This window comes from Streptomyces sp. AJS327 (assembly GCF_013450295.1).
In the GTDB taxonomy this organism is placed as follows: Bacteria; Actinomycetota; Actinomycetes; order Streptomycetales; family Streptomycetaceae; genus Streptomyces.
In genome coordinates this window covers 1,037,109-1,054,136 of sequence record NZ_SKBR01000003.1, presented here as the reverse complement: position 1 = coordinate 1,054,136, position 17,028 = coordinate 1,037,109, and the positions used below count along the sequence as shown (strand labels likewise).

Genomic DNA, 17,028 nt, shown 5'->3' with positions numbered 1-17,028 from the left:
CGCGTGAACGACCGCCCGCGCGCCACCGCCGACTCGCGAACCGAAGGAGCACCGTATGACCCCCGCGCTGCCGACCGAGACCCCCACCACCCGTCCGGAGCGCCGCCGTCTGCGCGTGGTGCGCCAGACGCCACCCGTCGTGGACACGCCGCCCGCGCAGCCGGGAGACGGGGACGGTGCGCGCGCGACCGTCCCGCCGGGGCGGCCGACGGGCGAGGAGGACGGGACGCCGCTGGTCGGCTACCTCGTCCTCGTACCCGAAGGCACGGACCCCACCCAGTTGTTCACGCTCGACGGCGTGGAGCCGGAGTTCCGGACCGTCACCTACACCGGCGCCCTCCCGAACGGCGACCAGCCCCCACTCCCGTACGCCGGTCCGCCGACGCCCACCGGCGCGCCCGCCTCTCCGCCGGCGGGCGGGCGGGACGTGACGGTCGACCCGGAGCGGCGCACGGCGGCGGTGGACGGACGGCCGCTCGACCTGACCTACCTGGAGTTCGAGCTGCTGACCCATCTGCTCGCCCATCCCCACCGGGTGCACTCGCGGGAGCACCTGGTGGCCGCCATCTGGGGCCACGAGTACGTCGGTGACGGGCGCACCGTCGACGTCCACATCGCCCGGCTGCGCCGGAAGCTGGGCGCCCCGTACCGGCGGCGCGTCGTCACCGTGCGCCGGGTCGGCTACAAGTACCTGCCCGATCCGGCCTGACCGCGCGCCCCACCCAACCCGGCCCAACTCAGCGTCCCGTTCCGTCCGTTCACGCCGATTCCCCGGTACGCCCCTCGCCCCGCGCGGGCCCTCTCGCGACCTCAGCGCGGGCCCACCCCACGGGGGCCGCCACACCGCCGGAACCGCGCCGCCACGCCCCCATCCGTCCTGGCGCCCCCAACCCGTCCCGCACGGCCGCCCCGACCCAGGAGTCCCCATGCCTCGCGTCCTCGCCATCTCCGGTAGCCCCTCGCCCACCTCGCGCACCACGGCGCTGCTGCGGCACGTCGGCCACCGCGTCGCCGCCGACGGTCACGACCTGCGGCACCTCACCCTGCGTGACCTGCCAGCGGCCCCGCTGCTGCACGCCGACACCGGACACCCCGCCATCCGCGAGGTGCTGCGCGCGATCGAGCGGTCGGACGCGCTGATCGTCGGCACCCCCATCTACAAGGCGTCCTACAGCGGCCTGCTGAAGACCCTGCTGGACCTGCTGCCCCAGCACGCGCTGGCCGGGAAGACGGTGCTGCCGCTGGCCACCGGCGGCAGCCCGGCGCACGTGCTGGCCCTCGACTACGCGGTACGGCCGGTGCTCACCGCGCTCGGTACCGACCGGGTCCTGCACGGCTGGTTCGTCCTCGACCAGCACCTGACCCAGCGGGACGAGGGCGGACTGGCCATCGCCCCGGAGGCCGTCGGCGGGATCAGGCGGTCCGTCGACCGGCTGCTCGCCGCGCTGGGCCCGTCCGCGCGTCCCGGGAGCACCGGCCGCTCCCCCGCCCGGGACGGCGGGCTGGACGGCGCCGGTCGCCAACTCGCCGTCACCGGCTGACCGTCCCCCCCCCCATCCGACACCACGCGTCCGCACCCCTCCCTCCATCCATCCCGTTCCCTCCATCCATCCCGTCCATGGAGTCCCGCATGCCGACCCCACCCCGAAGCCCCCGAGCACCCCGGTCGTCCCGCACCTCCCCGGCGCCCCCGGTATCCCCCCACTCGCCCCCGCCTCCGCCGCCGGGGCCGGACTCGCCTCCGGGGCCGTACTCGCTGACGTTCCACTGGTTCCTGCCGACCAGCGGGGACAGCCGTCACGTCGTCGGCGGAGGGCACGGTTCCGCCGTCACGTCCACCGCGGGCGACCGGCCTCCGAGCGTCGACTACCTCGCCCTGATCGCCGGGGCCGCCGAACAGCTCGGCTTCGAGGGCGCGTTGACGCCCACCGGCACCTGGTGCGAAGACGCCTGGCTGACCACCGCGATGGTCAGCCAGCGCACCGACCGCCTGAAGTTCCTGGTGGCCTTCCGCCCCGGCTTCCTCTCCCCCACCCTGGCCGCGCAGATGGCCGCCACCTACCAGCGGCAGACCGGAGGCCGTCTGCTGCTGAACGTGGTCACCGGCGGTGAGAGCCAGGAGCAGCGCGCCTACGGCGACTTCCTCGACAAGGACGCCCGGTACGCCCGTACCGGCGAGTTCCTCGACGTGGTGCGCGGACTCTGGCGCGGGGAGACGGTCAGCCTGCGCGGCGACCATCTGCGCGTCGAGGACGCCACGTTGACGCGTCCGCCCCGGCCGGTGCCGCCCGTCTACTTCGGCGGCTCCTCCCCCGCTGCCATCGAGGTGGCGGCGCGCACCGCCGACGTCTACCTCACCTGGGGCGAGCCACCCGCGCTGGTGGCCGAGAAGATCCAGCGGGTCCGCGAGCGCGCACGGGAACTCGGCCGGGGACCCGGCGAACCGGCCGGGCCCGCACCCCGCTTCGGCGTCCGGCTGCACACCATCTCCCGCGACACCTCCGAGGCGGCCTGGGCCGAGGCCCGGCGGCTGCTCGACGGGTTCGACCCGGCCACGATCCGCACCGTCCAGGATGGGCTGCGACGCAGCGACTCCGAGGGGCAGCGGCGCATGCTGGCCCTGCACGGCGGTCGACGCGACGGCCTGGCCAGCGGCGGGCGTGACGGGCTGGAGATCCACCCCGGGCTGTGGGCGGGCGTCGGCCTGGTACGCGGCGGCGCGGGAACCGCGCTGGTCGGCAGCCACCAGGAGGTCGCCGAGCTGATCCAGGAGTACCGGCGCGTCGGGGTCGAGGAGTTCGTGCTCTCCGGCTACCCGCACCTGGAGGAGGCGTACTGGTTCGGCGAGGGCGTGCTGCCGCTGCTACGCCGCGCCAGCCTGTGGTCCCCACCGGGTGCCGCACCGGACGCGCCGGAGACCCCGGCCACCCCGGCCGCGGCGAGTGCCGGGCCGAACGCCCCGGTCACGGCGGGCACGGCGCCGAACGTCCCCTTCGTACCCTCGCGGACGGCGGTCGGCACCGCCCGCACCCCCGGCTGACCCCCGCCACTCACCCGCCCGCCCGCACGGTCCGGCGGGGCCGCACTGATCACAGGCCCCGTCACGGGTGGCGCGCCGGAGTCCCGGCGAGGTCGGCGAATCCGGCGAGCCCGGCGGGTCCGGCGAATCCGGCGGGTCCGGCGAGCGGCGTCCGGCGGCACGGAGCGGTCGGCCGGGTCGCCGCGTGCCGACCCGCGCGTCCGACCGGTGCGCCGGGCGTCGCACGTCCCGACCCGTGGGCGTGACCTGGCGCACGGTGCCGGATAATGGACACATGCGGATCTCGGCGAAGGCGGACTACGCGGTGCGTGCCGCGCTCGAACTGGCGGCCGCGGGCGACGAACGTCCGGTCAAGGCCGAAGCCATCGCGACGGCGCAGGGCATCCCGCACAAGTTCCTCGAAGGCATCCTGAACGACATGCGGCGCGGCAAGCTCGTCGTCAGCCAGCGGGGTGGCAACGGAGGCTACCGGCTCGCGGCCCCCGCGGACTCGATCACGATCGCCGACGTGATCCGGGTGGTGGACGGCCCGCTGGTCTCGGTGCGGGGGTCGCGCCCGCCCGAGCTGTCCTACACCGGGCCCGCGGAGTCGCTGCTACCGCTGTGGATCGCGGTCCGGGCGAACGTCCGGCAGATCCTGGGCGAGGTCACCCTCGCGGACGTCGCGACGGCCCAGTTGCCGCCGCTGGTGGACTCGCTGGCGGAGGCCCCGGAGTCCTGGTCCAACCCGTAGCGGCACCGGGCGCGCCCAACGCCCCACCGCAGGGGTGCCCGCGGGCACCCGCTGATCCGCGACATATGTCCCGTACGGCGCGGTTCGACCGTTGCTCGGCGGGCGTCCGGCGGGCGTGCGACCCCACCGGTTCGACGCGCAGTCCACAAGTCGGAAGCACCGCGTCCACGATTCGGAATCACGGGCCGTCCACGAACCGGGGCGACCGCTCCGGACGACGGACCGCCCAGCGCCACCGGAGGATGACCCAACCCCGGCCACACGCGGCCGGGTTCACATGCCCCAGCGAACCAGCAGGTCAGCGGGGACAGTTCGACCGCCGGACCACCCCGGGAGAGACGGGTGGAGCCACCCCGCCGAAGTGGCGACGGCTGACCGGCGGCTGACCACCCGGTGATCGGACACCGAATCCCGCACGCTTCCCTCTTCTCGTCCACGAAGCGAGACACCTCTTCTCAGCAGAACCACATCACGCCACACTTCCCTAGTAACACCATAGGAAACATAGGGAATGGAGATGTCAGTATGCGGACGTTGATCCTGCTGGCGCTCGCCGGGCTCGGGGCCCAACTGGTCGATGGCAGTCTGGGTATGGCGTACGGCGTCACGTCCACCACGCTGCTGCTCGCCGTCGGCACCAACCCGGCCGCCGCCTCCGCCACCGTCCACCTCGCCGAGATCGGCACGACCCTGGTGTCCGGGGTCTCCCACTGGCGCTTCGGGAACGTCGACTGGCGCGTGGTCCTCCGTATCGGAGTGCCCGGCGCCGTCGGCGCCTTCGCCGGAGCCACCTTCCTCTCCCGGCTCTCCACGGAGCTGGCCGAACCCGTGATGTCCCTCATCCTGCTCGCGCTCGGCGCCTACGTCCTCGGCCGGTTCACGCTCAACGGGCTGCCCACCGCCAACCTCGGCAAGCCGCTGCGCAGCCGGTTCCTCTCCCCGCTGGGCCTGTTCGCCGGGTTCGTCGACGCCACCGGCGGGGGCGGCTGGGGGCCGGTGGGCACCCCGGCGATCCTCGCCAGCGGCCGGATGGAGCCGCGGAAGGTCATCGGCTCCATCGACACCAGCGAGTTCCTCGTCACCGTCGCCGCCAGCCTCGGCTTCCTCGCCGGACTCGGCTCCGAGGGCATCAACCTCTCCTGGGCCGCCGCGCTGCTGGTCGGCGGCGTCATCGCGGCGCCGATCGCCGCCTGGCTGGTGCGCCACGTGCCGCCCCGGGTGCTCGGCTCCGCCGTCGGTGGGCTGATCATCCTGACCAACAGCCGCACCCTGCTGCGCGGTGACTGGATCGACGCCGGAGCGGTACCGCGCACCACCGTCTACGTCCTGATCTGGGCGCTCTGGGCGGCGGCCCTCGCCTACTCCATCCGCGCCCACCTGCGGGACCGGGCCACCGAACGCTCCGTACCGGCCCAGCGCGGCACCGCCGACCCGGCGCCCGAACCGGCCACCGTGGCCAGCGGCGTCACCACCGGCGGCCACCAGCCCACCCCCACCGACGGGGAACCCCGCGGGGACGCCACGGCCCGGCCGGACACCAACCCCCCGAGCCACGACCGCGACTAGGAGCATCCGCCCCCACCGGCCCCTTCCCCAGACCGGCACCCACACCCGAACCCCACACCCAGACGTACGGCCCCAGCGCACGGCGGCGGGGCCCGACACCGGGCCCCGCCCGGCCCCCGCACCGGACGAGTATCAGATGCCGGACAGGTATCAGGTGCCCAACGGGTGTCAGGCGCCGGAGAGGTGTCAGGTACCGGACGGATACGGTACGGCGGGGCCGGAGGCCAGCCGCCGGACGATCTCCACCAGGCCCTCCCAGGCCGCCTCGGTGTCCCCCGTCGCGCGGTGCGGAGCGCGGAACCAACCCAGGTAGACCGAGAGATCGTCCAGGTCCCAGCGCTGCCGGTAGGCGGCGAGCGCCACCGGGTCGGGGGTGCGGCCGCTCGTCCGCGCGTACCGGTCGAGGTCCTCGGGCCCCCGCACCACGTGCCACAGGTCCCGCTCCGGCACCGCCAGCCCCACCGTGTCCCAGTCGACGAGCAGCAGCCGCTCCGGCGCGTCCCTGGGACGCAGCACGTTCGCGGAGTGCGGTTCGCCGTGTGTCACGACCCGCGCCGCTCCCTCGGCACCGGCCACCCAGGCGTCCAACTCGTCCAGCCGCCGACGGAGTTCACCGCCGTGCTCGGCGAGCAGCCCGCGCGTCCCCTCCGCGAACGGGCCACCCGTCCAGGGGGTGGCGGTCTCCCGCAGGGCCGCCTCCAGCCCCTCCCGGGCGGGCAGCCCGGCGCCGAGGGCGGGAGTCGCGGCGGGCGGCGGTTCCCGGTGCAGCTCCGCGAGCCGGTCCAGGACGGTGTGCCGTTCGGCCTCCGTGAACGCCTCGCCGAACTCTCCCGAGTCGCCGTCCGTCCAGGGGAAGACGCTGAGCGCGTAGCGGGCGTCGAGCGGCCGGACGGTCTCCCCGTCCGGCGCGACCAGCGGGGCGACGACGAAGTCCAGCCCCCGTTCGGCGCGCAGGGCCGCCGCGGTGCGCATCGCGGAGCGGAGCCCCCGCTCGGCGGGACCGGCGCCCACCCCGCAGTGCTCCTTGTGCTCCAGGTCCGCGACGGTCAGGAACCAGCGGCTCCCCGCGGCGTCGGTCACCGTCCAGTGGTGGTCGCCGAAACCGACCGGCGCGTAGCGCGGATCGGTGGCCTCGATCCCGAACGTCCGCAGGGCGTCGAGCAGCTGATGGTCTGTCAAGTTCTCGGGGCGGTCGCGCATGCGGGGACGGTATCCACCGGGTGGACGGTGCCGCATCCGAGTTCCGCGCGCGGCCCGCCCGTCGGCCCCTCCGTCCGTCGGCCGCCCGTCCCGTCCGCCCGATCCGCTCCCCGCCCCGTCGCCCCCGCTTCCCGCACTCGCGCCCCGTCCCCCTGTTCGGCCCCGTCCGCGTCGTCTCCGCCGACGCCGCACCGTCCGGCCCCCCACCGCCCCGCACACACGAGGCCACCCGGCCCGAAGCGAACTCCGGACCGGGTGGCCGGCCGTGACACCCCTGCTCGTGCAGCGGCAGCGTGGCCCCGGCTCAGTCGAAGTCCACGTCCGTGACGTCGAAGTCCAGGTCGTAGCGGTTGAAGCTGTCCTCGATCTCGGTGTTGAAGCTGTCGTCGAAGCTGGTGATGGCGTTGCCGTTGCCGACGACGACGTTGCGGTCGTTGGCGGAGGCGGTGCCAGCCATGCCGAAGAGGGCGGCGGAGGCCAGGACCGTCGCGGCGGCGGTAGCCCAGATACGCATGTGGAACTCCCTGTTGATTGTTGCGCGCGGTAATTGCGCGCCTCCATATAACCCCCTCCCGGGGCGCACCTCGGGCAGGGCGCGAGCACGCGGCGAGCGCGTCACTCCCATGGCCGGGAGCATCCCGTCGACCGTCTCCGGCCCCCTTCCCGGCTCCTCCCCAACACCCCTTCCACAGCCGAAGAGTTCTGCGTGGCCTGGTACGACGCGAGGCTCGTCGGGCGCGGCCCGACCGGTCACACCCACCCGGCCCAGCGCCCGCGCGGCACCGGTGGCCACAACGAGCGACGCGACGCGCGACCCCCCGCACACGGACCGGACCGGCGCGGGGCGCCCCCTCCACCCCCACCTGTCGTGACGTTGCGTGACGAACGCCTCGGCCGTACCCGTTCTCCGCCCCGGCGGCGTCGGCGGCTACGGCGGCGTTGGCTGATGACGTCCGGGGACGGTGGCTGGGACGGGACGGGGTGGTCGGCCGGAGGCGGGTGGGGTGGCCGGGGCGGATGGGGCGGGGGTCTCGGCAGACCTCTGGTGAGCGCGCGATGCCCCCTGGTACGGTCCACAGCACTTCGCAGGCCGCCGACCACACGGTCGGTGGTCGCGGCCCCACCGGCACGCCGACGGCGCGACAACCGGAGAGGCGCAGATGGATTCGGTCCATATCGGCACGGCGAGGGACAGGGGCTCCGGCCCGGGCAGCGCCGTCGGCGACGCAACAGCGGGACGCCGCCCCGCTCACCCACCACGGACGCCCGCCACCGCACCGGGCTCCCACGACCGGACCGCCCGTCACCGGAATCCCAGGCCAGAGTCGCCAGGTCAGGATCCCCCGGGCCAGGAGCCGCCAGGCCGGGGACCCGGGACGCGGAGCCTCCCGCTCCGGAACGCCCGCCCCCGGTACGGCTGTCACCGCGCCGCCCGCTGCCGGAAACCCCGTGACCGTGGCGCCGCGCGGTCCACCGCGCCGCCTCCCGTCCGGCGCGCGGCGTGGCCGCGCACCCGGGAACGGGCCCTCGGATGGCGGCGGTTGAGCCGAAAGGCGTGGACCGCCACTCCGTTCCGCCCGGTGGGTCCCCGCGCGCCCGGCGCCACGTCCCGCGGGTGCTGAGCCACCGGCCCCGCGCCACCGCCGGTATCACCGTGTCCCGATCGCCACATCGCGTCGCAGGAGGGTGCTCATGCCGAGGAAGGTGACCGGGCCGGAGCGCACACGCCCCCGAAGGCGGCGGCGTCGCCATACGAGCCTCTGCGCGCTGCTGCTCGCCACGCTGCTGACCGCCTGCGGGGCGCTGACCCCGGGCAGCGCGCGCCACGCCGGTGACCGGCCGCGGGCCGTGCCCACCAGCACGGCGCTGCCGGACGAGGACATCACCCTGCGGCTGCACTTCGCGGACGCGCCGGAGATGGTCGAGGCGCTGGTCGCGGCGTTCGAGAAGCGGCACCCCCGGGTCACCGTCGAGCCGCGCTACACCCAGTTCTCCGACTACGTGAAGAACCTCAGGCTCACCATGGTGTCGGACACCGCGCCGGACCTCGCGCAGTACGCCGTGGGCATGGACGACCTCGCCGCCGACGGACACCTCCTCGACCTCGCCCGCTACCGGAAGGCGTACGGCTGGCGGCGCGACGTTCCGGCCGTCAGCCTGGACCAGCTCAGCGGCGGCGACCGGAGGGGAGCGGGAGCCGGACCGCTGTACGGGCTGCCCGCCGGGCTGTCCATGACCGGCGTCTACTACAACAAGGAGCTGGCGTCCCGCGCGGGCATCCGCCAACCCCCGCGCACCCTCCGCGAGTTCGAGAAGCAGCTCGCCACCGCCCGACGCGCCGGGATGACGCCGCTGAGCGTGGGCGCGCTCGACTCCGGCGGACTCCACCTGTGGGCGGCGCTGCTGAACGTGCTGATGCCGCCCGGCGACTACCGGGACTGGGTGAGCGGCCGTCCCGGGGCCACCGTCGAGACGGCGGCGGCGCGGAAGGCCAGCGCGCTGGTCACCCGGTGGGCCCGGGCCGGGTACCTCGACGAGTCGGCGAACGGCATGGGACAGGTCGACTCCACCGCGCGGTTCGCCGAGGGGAAGAGCGTCTTCCTCGTCAACGGCAACTGGGCCGCCGGTCAACTCGCGGGCAGCCTGGGCGAGAAGAGCGGGTTCTTCGCCATGCCGGGGGTGCGGCGCGGGGACCGGGCGATGGCCTCCGGCTTCAGCGTCTCCTACGCCGTCTCCTCGCGCACCGAACACCCGGAGGCCGCCGGGGCGTTCCTGGAGTTCCTGACCTCGCCGCGCGCCGCCCGGATCGTCAGCGAGCACGGCTTCCTGCCCCCGGACCCCCGGGCGGTGCCCACGCCCACGGGTCTGCTCGGCGACGTGGCCCGTGGCCACCGGCGGGTCACCGCCGACCACGGAATCAACCACTTCCCCGACTTCACCGCGCCCGGGATGCTCGACCCGCTCCGCGCGGGCGTGCAGAAGCTCATCGCGGACCGCGTCTCACCGTCCGGCTACCTCGCGTCGCTTCAGGAGGTCTGGCATGAACAGCACGGCTGAGTACGGCGGTTCACCCGCTCCCCTGCCGGGCGCCGACCATCCCGCCAGCCCCGGGCGGCACCTCCGGCTCCCGGAGCCTCGAAGCGCGTCACCCACCGCCGCCCGGGGTTCCGGCGCGCCCGGGGAGGGACCGCGATGGCGCGGCTGACCACCCGGCGGCGGCGCCTGCGCGGCTACCTGTACGTCCTGCCCGCGCTCCTGGTGTACGTGACCTTCGCGGTGCTGCCCGCGCTGCACACCGTCTACCTGTCCCTCTTCGACTGGGACGGGGTGACGCTCGGCGGCTGGGCCGGACTCGACAACTACCGCACGGTGCTGACCGACTCGGTGCTGCGCCGGTCGGTGGTCAACGCACTCGTGCTGGTGGTCTTCTTCTCCGTCCTGCCGATCCTGGCGGGCCTCGTCCTGACAGCCCTGCTGGCGCGCTACCGCCGCCCCGGAATGGGCGCGTTCCGGCTGCTGTTCATGCTGCCGCACGTGGTGCCGCTCGTCGCCGTCGGCGTGACCTGGCGCTGGCTCTACGGCGAGGACGGGCTGGTCAACCAGACGTTCCGGGCCGTCGGCCTGGACGGCCTGACCCGGGCCTGGCTGGGCGACTTCGACAGCGCGCTGGTCGCCGTCGGCCTGGTCGGCGCCTGGGTGCTCAGCGGACTGTGCGTGATGCTCTTCCTCAGCGGTGTGGCGAAGGTCGACCCGAGCCTGTACGAGGCGGCGCGGCTGGACGGCGCGGGCCCGGTACGGGAGTTCCGCTCCGTCGCCCTGCCGCAGCTGCGCGGCGAGATCGCCGTCGCCCTGACCGTCACCACCGTCGCCGCGCTGGCCAGCTTCGACATCGTCTACGTGACCACCAACGGCGGGCCCGGCGAACAGACCACCGTGCCCAGCCTGCTCGTCTACCGCCTGGCCTTCTCCGACGCGCAGGTGGGCCTCGCGGCGGCGCTCGCCACCGTGCTGAGCGGACTGATCCTCGTACTCGTCTACGTCATCAACCGTCTGTCGAGGTCCGCGACATGAACACCGGCTCCACGGCAGCGACCACGACCGAGAAGTGGTCCGGATACGCGCTGCTCACCGTGCTCGCGATGGCCGTCGCCATCCCGTTCCTCAGCGTCTTCCTCGCCTCGATGCAACCGGCGGGCGAACCGGTCACCGGCCTCGCCTGGCCCGAGCGATGGAGTCTGGACAACTACCGGCAGGCGTGGACCGTGGCGGGCTTCTCCGACCTGATCCGCTCCAGCCTCGTCATCGCCGCCGGGGTCGTCCCCGCCACCCTGCTGCTGTCCGGCCTCGCCGGATACGCGCTGGGCACCATGGACCTGCCGCGCGCCAACGCCGTCACCGCCTTCTTCATCGCCGGGCTCACCATCCCCGTCGAACTCGTCGTCGTCCCCCTCTACTTCGACCTGCGCCAGGTGGGACTGACCGACTCCCACCTCGGCGTGATCCTGGTGGAGATCGCGCTGTTCCTGCCGTTCAGCGTGTTCTGGATGCGCACCCACTTCCGCACCACGCCCCGCTCCCTCACCGAGGCCGCGCGGGTCGACGGAGCCTCCTCCGCCACCATCCTGTTCCGGGTGCTGCTGCCGCTGGCACGCCCATCCCTGACCACCCTCGGCGTGCTGGTGTTCATGTGGTCCTGGAACCAGTTCCTGCTGGTGCTGGTGCTCATCCAGAACGCCGACATGCGCACCGCCCCCGCCGGACTGGGCTTCTTCGTCGGCCAGAACAGCACCGACGTGCCCACCTTGGCGGCGGGCACCATCATCGTCATGCTGCCGATCGTGCTGCTCTACCTGCTCTTCCAGCGCAGCTTCGTCGCCGGTCTCCTCCAGGGCGCCACCAAGGGCTGAACCACGTCCGTCCCCACCCCACCCCCGCCCGGGCTTGCTCGCGCGGCCCGGCTTCCGGCACATGCCCCCGAGAAGTGCCCGCACCGCGGAAACCCCATCGCCCCACCCCTGGCCGCCTAGGCTGGAGCGGAGCAGAGTGACGCGTCACCAGAACCCGAAGGCCGGAGTGACCATGACTGACCAGAGCACCCCGCCGAACCCCGGCGACCTGGGCTTACAGCGCCCCCATCCGGCGCGCCTCTACGACTACTTCCTCGGCGGCAAGACCAACTACGCCGTGGACCGGCAGGCCGCCGCCGCCTCCCTCCAGGTCTATCCGAACGCGATGGTCGCCGCCCGGCAGAACCGCGCCTTCATGCACCGGGCCGTGCGCTACCTCGCCCGCGAGCACGGCATCCGGCAGTTCATCGACATCGGCACCGGCGTCCCCACCGAACCCAACCTCCACCAGGTCGCGCAGCACGAACTCCCGGACGCGCGCGTCGTCTACACCGACAACGACCCGATCGTGCTCACCTACGCCCGTGCCCTGCTCAACGGCACCGAGGAGGGCGCCACCGCCTACGTCCCAGCCGACGTGCGCGAACCCGCGAGCATCCTCGAACACGCCCAGCGCATAGTCGACTTCACCCAGCCCGTCGCGCTCTCGCTGATCGCCGTGCTGCACTTCGTGGACGACGAGTCCGACCCGCACGCCCTCACCCGCACCCTGCTGGACCCGCTGCCCTCCGGCAGCGCCCTCGCCCTCACCCACGCCACCTGCGACCTCGACCCGGACATGCAACTGCTGGCCGACACCTACACCGCACGCGGCATGATCTGCCGCCCCCGCCCCAAGAGCGAGGTCGAGCGGTTCTTCGCGGACCTGCGCACCGTCCCCCCCGGCGTCGTCGCCACCTGCGACTGGCGGCCCGAGCTGGAGTCCGACGGCATGGCCCAACTGCCCGGCATGGTGGCCTCCACCGAGGTCGGCGTCTGGGGCGGCGTGGCCCTCAAACCCTGACCCCCGCCAGCCACCACCCCTCTCCCCACACCCACCACCGGGCGGCCGCCCCTTCCCGCACGGCGTACGCCGCGCCCGACTGTCAGAAGGGGGCACCGCCCGTGCGCGAGACACCAGCCGCCGGAACGAACGGCGCGGAACCGGCCGTCCGTACCGTCACCGGGCGGTTCGCCACCGAGCGGATCGGGACGGACCGGCTCGTGCTGCTACCGCTGCGCGTCACGCACGCCGAGGAGATGGCGCGGGTGCTGTCCGCTCCGGAGCTGTACACCTTCACCGGCGGCGGCCCACCCGGCGTCCACGACCTCCGCGCGCGCTACGAACGGCTCGTCGCGGGCGGCCCGGATCCGGGGGTCGGCTGGCACAACTGGGTGATCCACGTCCGGTCGACCCGCCGCCTCGCCGGAACAGTGCAGGCCACCGTCGTCCACCCCGCCCCGCCACACCAGACGGACGGCGCGGAGAACACCGGCGGCGCGCACGGCACGCCCCACCCGCGCGGGGCGGGGGCAGCCGGTGCGGTCACCGCCGTCGTCGGTACGAACCCGGAGGTCACGGCGGGCACGGCGAACGTGGCGGCGGCGAGCGCGGAGATCGCGTGGGTGGTCGGCGCGGAATGGCAGCGGCGTGGCTTCGCCACCGAGGCCGCGCACGGGCTCGTCGGCTGGCTGCGGCGGCACGGGATCACGCGGATCGTCGCGCACGTCCACCCAGCGCACCACGCCTCCGCGGGCGTCGCCTCCGCCGTGGGCCTCCGCCCGACCGGCGGCACGCACGACGGTGAGGAGATCTGGCGCCTGCCCGAACCACCCCGCCCCGCCCGCTGACCACCGCCGCACGGACGGCGGAACCCCACACCCCGCCCGCCACCGGGCCCCTCCCCCGACGACGCGTTCCACCGCCGAGCACGTCCAGCGCCGAGCGTCCTCCGCGTCCCCCGCCCACGGCTGGCTGGCGGGCCGTCAGGCGGGACGCTCCCGGCGGCTGAAGCGCTGCCGCAGCTTACTGAGGCGGGGGAAGCGTTCCCGCAGTTCCCGTGTGTTCCGGTCCAGCTCGTCCAGCAGCCGCTGGCTGCGGTTCTCCGGCTTCAGCTCGTCCAGCACCCGGTCGATCTGTGCGAGCAGGGCCCCGAAGTGCTGCCACTGCTCCGGGTCCTCCTGCACCTTCTCCAGCAACAGCTGGGCCACCCGGTCCCGGGTGGCCCGCGCGGACTCCAGCTCGGTGCTCAACCGCTCCTCCGCCTGCTCGGCGTCGCCGCTGGCATCCGTGGTGACCAGCACCGAGAAGCTCACCAGCGCCCCTCCCACATGCGCGAACATCGACTCCAGGTCGGGCTCGATCCACTGCGGGATGAGCGGCTCGTCCTCGTCGCGCTTCTGGGAGAGGTCACGCAGCGACCGGACGAGCACCCGGAGGATCACCGCGCACACCTCCAGCGTGTCCAGCCCGGTGCGCAGCACCGCACGGGACAGCTGCGCCTCCCGCACCCTCGGGTTGAGCCGCAGGCTCTCCTCGGCCTGCTGGAGCAGGACGTCGACCTCGGCGATCTCCAGGTCCAGCCGGCGCGCCTCCTCCAGCCGCGCCGCCGTCCGCCCGACCGGGGCGGGCGTGCCCAGCGCGCCCGCGGTCTCCACGAGCAGACGCCGCATCCGGCGCGCCAGGTCCTCCATCGACTCGCGGGCGGTCTCCACCCACAGGGGCGGCGCGAAGAACAGGTTGAACGCGAGGCCGACCACCGCGCCGATCAGGGTGTCCACCACACGGGCCCAGGCGTCCTCGGTGTTACCGGCCACGCCCAGGATGAGCATGGCGCTGATCGCCACCTCGTTGACGAACTCGTTCGCCCGCACCAGCCGCCCCGCGATCAGCGCCGCCAGGATGACCAGGCCGAGGCTCCACCAGTGCAGTCCGACGAGCGAGCCGAAGCCGACCGAGATCAGCACCCCGACCACGACCGAGTTCACCCGCCGGAACCCCATCTTCAACGTCGCGAACAGGGTGACCTGCACGACCAGCAGCGCCGTCAACGGGGCGGTCAGCGGGGCCGCCTCCGGGCTGAGCTGGAGGGCGACCACGTAGGCGAGGGTCGCCGCCGTCGTGGCGCGCACGGTCTGCGCGACGGCCTGGTTGCGCCGCCACTCGGCCACCCGCTTCCGGAGATAGTCCGGCGCCTCTCGCACCACGTCCACCGCGTTCACGCTGTCTCACTTCCCACGGCACGGCGCGGGCGGCCGTTCACCTGGGGCGACCACCCGCCTAGCGGGAGGCCACGCTGGCACGTGGCGCGGGAGACACCGCGTATCGGCACGCGCGTCACGAGGACGACGCGCCCCCTCGCCGACCCCCACCCCGCACGGCCGACCGCCCCGACGCCGACGTACCCCCGCGACAGAAGCCCGTCCGCGCCGGAGCGCCCTTCGCCCAGCGCGCGTCCCCGGGGCTGGGTACCGGCGGCACCCAACCCCGGGGCCCACACGGACGTTCACGAACCCCGGCCGTCGCGAACTCCCGTCCGTCACGGACCTACGGCGGGCCGGGAAGCCGTGGCGCGGGACCGGCCGTCACTCGGTAGCGGCTCGCCAGACCGTGCCCCGGCGTTCGTACCCCCCAGAACCTCGGCGGGACCCGCGAAGTCCAGCTCCTCGACCCCGTCGAAGAGGACCGTGTGCACACGGAGTTCGCCGGTGCGCCGCGGCCGCACGGAGGCGCCGGACGCGAAGGAGAGGCCGCCGAGGCCGACAGCGGCCGTGGTCGCGGCGCCGGATCGGAGAACGTGCCGAACAGTGGGCACCAAGGCCGTCGGGGGTGAAGACCGAGAGTGACCCGACCCTCGTCGTGAGCGACGGCGCACCGCCCAACAACGCGAAGAACCCCCGCCGGGTGACTCCGACAGGGGTTCTGACGTCTGTGGACCTGAGGGGATTTGAACCCCTGACCCTCTCGTTGCGAACGAGATGCGCTACCGGACTGCGCCACAGGCCCTTGCGACGAACGAAACTCTAGCATCCCCAGAGCGTGGTGAGGAAATCCGCTTTCTGGCTGGTCACAGCGGGCGCACCGGCACCTCACCGAGCATCCCGAACACCCGGGAGCACCCGGAGTACGACGAGCGCGGGGCGCGGAGCCAGAGCCGCGGGCCGACCACGGCGCGCGCCCCTGGGGCCTACTCGTTGGCCGCGGGCCGGTGCGAGTCGTCGTACTGGTCGAAGAGCGGGGTCCGGCCCCGGTCCGGCGGCGCCGACCGCGGGTGCGGGGTGGCCCCCGGAGAGCTGGCCCGCTGTTCCGACTGGCCCCGCGGTACGTCGGGCTGCCGTGGGGCGCCCCCGGCGCTGCTGGACCGGGCGGAACTCCAGGTGTCCGGAGCGTCCAGGTCCACACCCCGATTGGCGCGCGGCGCCACCGGGGCGCTGACGTAGGTGGGGAGCGGTACCGGAACCGGGTCCCACCCCTCCGTCTCGGCCGGGTCGCGGTCCCGTCCACGTTGCTGGTCCACCCACTCGGCGTGGTCGGTCTGCTCGACCAGGGCGCGACGGTCGGCGGCCACCGGGCGCACGTCGCGCTCGGACCCGGAGTGCGGGTGCCCGGAGGGCTCTGGCCCCTCGGGCGTCGCGTCGGGAGGGTCGTCCCCCTCAGCGTCGTCACCCCCGTCCCCGCGCTCCTGGCGCGCCCGGGCGTGCCGGGAAGAGGTCTCGCCGGTGGAAGCCCGCTCAGCGCTCGCCGCGCCGCGCGGCGAGGGGGCGCGGTCGCGCGGACGGCGCTCGTGGAGCCGCCGGGCGGCGGCCTCCGCCTCGCGGCGGTCCATCGTGACGGTGAACCGGCGCCGCTCCTGCGCCCTGAGGTGGCAGATGTACAGGCTCAGGAGCGCCGCGGGCACGCCGGGCGCCCAGAGGAACGCGAGTCCGCCGACGGCGGCCACGATCGAGCCCGCGGTGAACGCGAGGAACAGCGCCATCGTGGTCCGTCGGCGTCTGGCGAGGACCTTGGCCCGCTTCCCGGCCGCGGCGGTACGCCCGGAGCGCGCGGTACGCCCGGTCTCCGCGCCGCCGCGCCCGGCCTGGGCGGGGCGTTCCGCTGAGCCGTCCCGCCCGGCGCGCGCCGCCGGACGCTCCCGGACGGGGGTCCCCGGCGCCTCGGGCTCGGGCCCGTCGACGCTGGCGCGCGCCTGCGCGGAGCCGTCCGGGTCGGCGGCGGCGAGGGTTCTGGGATCGGCGAAGGCCCGGACGTCGACATCCTCCCGCTCGGGAGTGGCGTCCGGGACGCTCGGGTACGCGTCGTCGGCGACGGGGACCACGCCCGTATCGGTGTCGCGCCGCCCGGCGTCCTTCGCGTAGCGCCGCTCCATGGCCGCCTTGCCCGACAGCAGCCGGATGGCGGTGCTGAAGCGTTCCGTCGGACGGGCCTCGTTCAGCTCGTCCTGCCGACGGAGCCACATGGGTACCAGGTAGGCGGCCCAGGCCCCGACGATGACTGCGTAGATGAGGCCACTGCTGCTCACCCCTCACACGGTAGAGGGGATTGGTTGGGCCCAACGGCCAAATTGAGTGGTGTGTCGCACGATCTGCCTGATCCCTCGAACTTT

At 74.2% G+C, this 17,028-nt stretch carries 14 protein-coding genes and 1 tRNA gene; 10 read left to right on the top strand and 5 right to left on the bottom strand.

The features are described 5' to 3' along the window. Positions 1-55 precede the first annotated feature (55 nt). The 5 genes from E0L36_RS21610 to E0L36_RS21590 all read left to right on the top strand — a co-directional run bounded on the left by E0L36_RS21610 (position 56) and on the right by E0L36_RS21590 (position 5,339). Positions 56-709 (top strand): winged helix-turn-helix domain-containing protein, encoded by a 654-nt coding sequence (locus E0L36_RS21610; RefSeq protein ID WP_180930760.1) that lies wholly within the window; start codon positions 56-58, stop codon positions 707-709. A gap of 217 nt (positions 710-926) precedes the next feature. After that, entirely contained in the window at positions 927-1,541 is a 615-nt protein-coding gene (gene ssuE, locus E0L36_RS21605) for an NADPH-dependent FMN reductase (RefSeq protein WP_180930759.1), read from the top strand. Between the two features lie 89 nt (positions 1,542-1,630). Continuing rightward, the gene (locus tag E0L36_RS21600) at positions 1,631-3,040 is read left to right on the top strand and encodes an LLM class flavin-dependent oxidoreductase (RefSeq protein WP_180930758.1); all 1,410 of its coding nucleotides are present in this window, start codon (positions 1,631-1,633) and stop codon (positions 3,038-3,040) included. Positions 3,041-3,314: 274 nt separating this feature from the next. Then, positions 3,315-3,773 carry an Rrf2 family transcriptional regulator gene (locus tag E0L36_RS21595; RefSeq protein ID WP_180930757.1) on the top strand — a complete coding sequence of 153 codons (459 nt, stop codon included), beginning with the start codon at positions 3,315-3,317 and terminating at the stop codon, positions 3,771-3,773. Positions 3,774-4,298: 525 nt separating this feature from the next. Then, positions 4,299-5,339 (top strand): sulfite exporter TauE/SafE family protein, encoded by a 1,041-nt coding sequence (locus E0L36_RS21590; RefSeq protein ID WP_180930756.1) that lies wholly within the window; start codon positions 4,299-4,301, stop codon positions 5,337-5,339. 186 nt (positions 5,340-5,525) lie between these two features. Here the strand turns inward: E0L36_RS21590 and E0L36_RS21585 are convergent, their stop codons facing one another. Next, complete coding sequence (locus E0L36_RS21585) at positions 5,526-6,539, bottom strand: phosphotransferase (RefSeq protein WP_180930755.1); 1,014 nt, start codon at positions 6,537-6,539, stop codon at positions 5,526-5,528. Positions 6,540-6,843: 304 nt separating this feature from the next. Next, positions 6,844-7,053, bottom strand: a complete 210-nt coding sequence (locus tag E0L36_RS21580; protein WP_180930754.1) for a hypothetical protein — start codon at positions 7,051-7,053, stop codon at positions 6,844-6,846. A 1,178-nt stretch (positions 7,054-8,231) separates the two neighbouring features. Between E0L36_RS21580 and E0L36_RS21575 the strand changes: the two genes are divergently transcribed. The 5 genes from E0L36_RS21575 to E0L36_RS21555 all read left to right on the top strand — a co-directional run bounded on the left by E0L36_RS21575 (position 8,232) and on the right by E0L36_RS21555 (position 13,276). Continuing rightward, positions 8,232-9,596: an ABC transporter substrate-binding protein gene (locus E0L36_RS21575; RefSeq protein WP_180930753.1), complete on the top strand. Its 1,365-nt coding sequence runs from the start codon at positions 8,232-8,234 to the stop codon at positions 9,594-9,596. Positions 9,597-9,731: 135 nt separating this feature from the next. Then, a complete protein-coding gene (locus E0L36_RS21570; RefSeq protein ID WP_180930752.1) occupies positions 9,732-10,610 on the top strand; it encodes a carbohydrate ABC transporter permease in 879 nt (292 codons plus the stop codon). Next, positions 10,607-11,446 (top strand): carbohydrate ABC transporter permease, encoded by an 840-nt coding sequence (locus E0L36_RS21565; RefSeq protein WP_180930751.1) that lies wholly within the window; start codon positions 10,607-10,609, stop codon positions 11,444-11,446. The genes E0L36_RS21570 and E0L36_RS21565 overlap by 4 nt, the downstream gene beginning before the upstream one ends. A gap of 172 nt (positions 11,447-11,618) precedes the next feature. Then, the gene (locus E0L36_RS21560; protein ID WP_180930750.1) at positions 11,619-12,449 is read left to right on the top strand and encodes an SAM-dependent methyltransferase; all 831 of its coding nucleotides are present in this window, start codon (positions 11,619-11,621) and stop codon (positions 12,447-12,449) included. 101 nt (positions 12,450-12,550) lie between these two features. Beyond that, positions 12,551-13,276 carry a GNAT family N-acetyltransferase gene (locus E0L36_RS21555; RefSeq protein ID WP_308416864.1) on the top strand — a complete coding sequence of 242 codons (726 nt, stop codon included), beginning with the start codon at positions 12,551-12,553 and terminating at the stop codon, positions 13,274-13,276. Between the two features lie 135 nt (positions 13,277-13,411). Here E0L36_RS21555 and E0L36_RS21550 read toward each other — a convergent pair whose 3' ends face one another. The 3 genes from E0L36_RS21550 to E0L36_RS21540 all read right to left on the bottom strand — a co-directional run bounded on the left by E0L36_RS21550 (position 13,412) and on the right by E0L36_RS21540 (position 16,944). Beyond that, the gene (locus E0L36_RS21550; protein WP_180930905.1) at positions 13,412-14,638 is read right to left on the bottom strand and encodes an aromatic acid exporter family protein; all 1,227 of its coding nucleotides are present in this window, start codon (positions 14,636-14,638) and stop codon (positions 13,412-13,414) included. 719 nt (positions 14,639-15,357) lie between these two features. Further along, positions 15,358-15,431 (bottom strand) — tRNA-Ala (locus E0L36_RS21545). 181 nt (positions 15,432-15,612) lie between these two features. Then, on the bottom strand, positions 15,613-16,944 hold the full coding sequence (locus tag E0L36_RS21540; RefSeq protein WP_180930749.1) for a hypothetical protein: 1,332 nt from the start codon (positions 16,942-16,944) through the stop codon (positions 15,613-15,615). Positions 16,945-17,028: the final 84 nt, after the last annotated feature.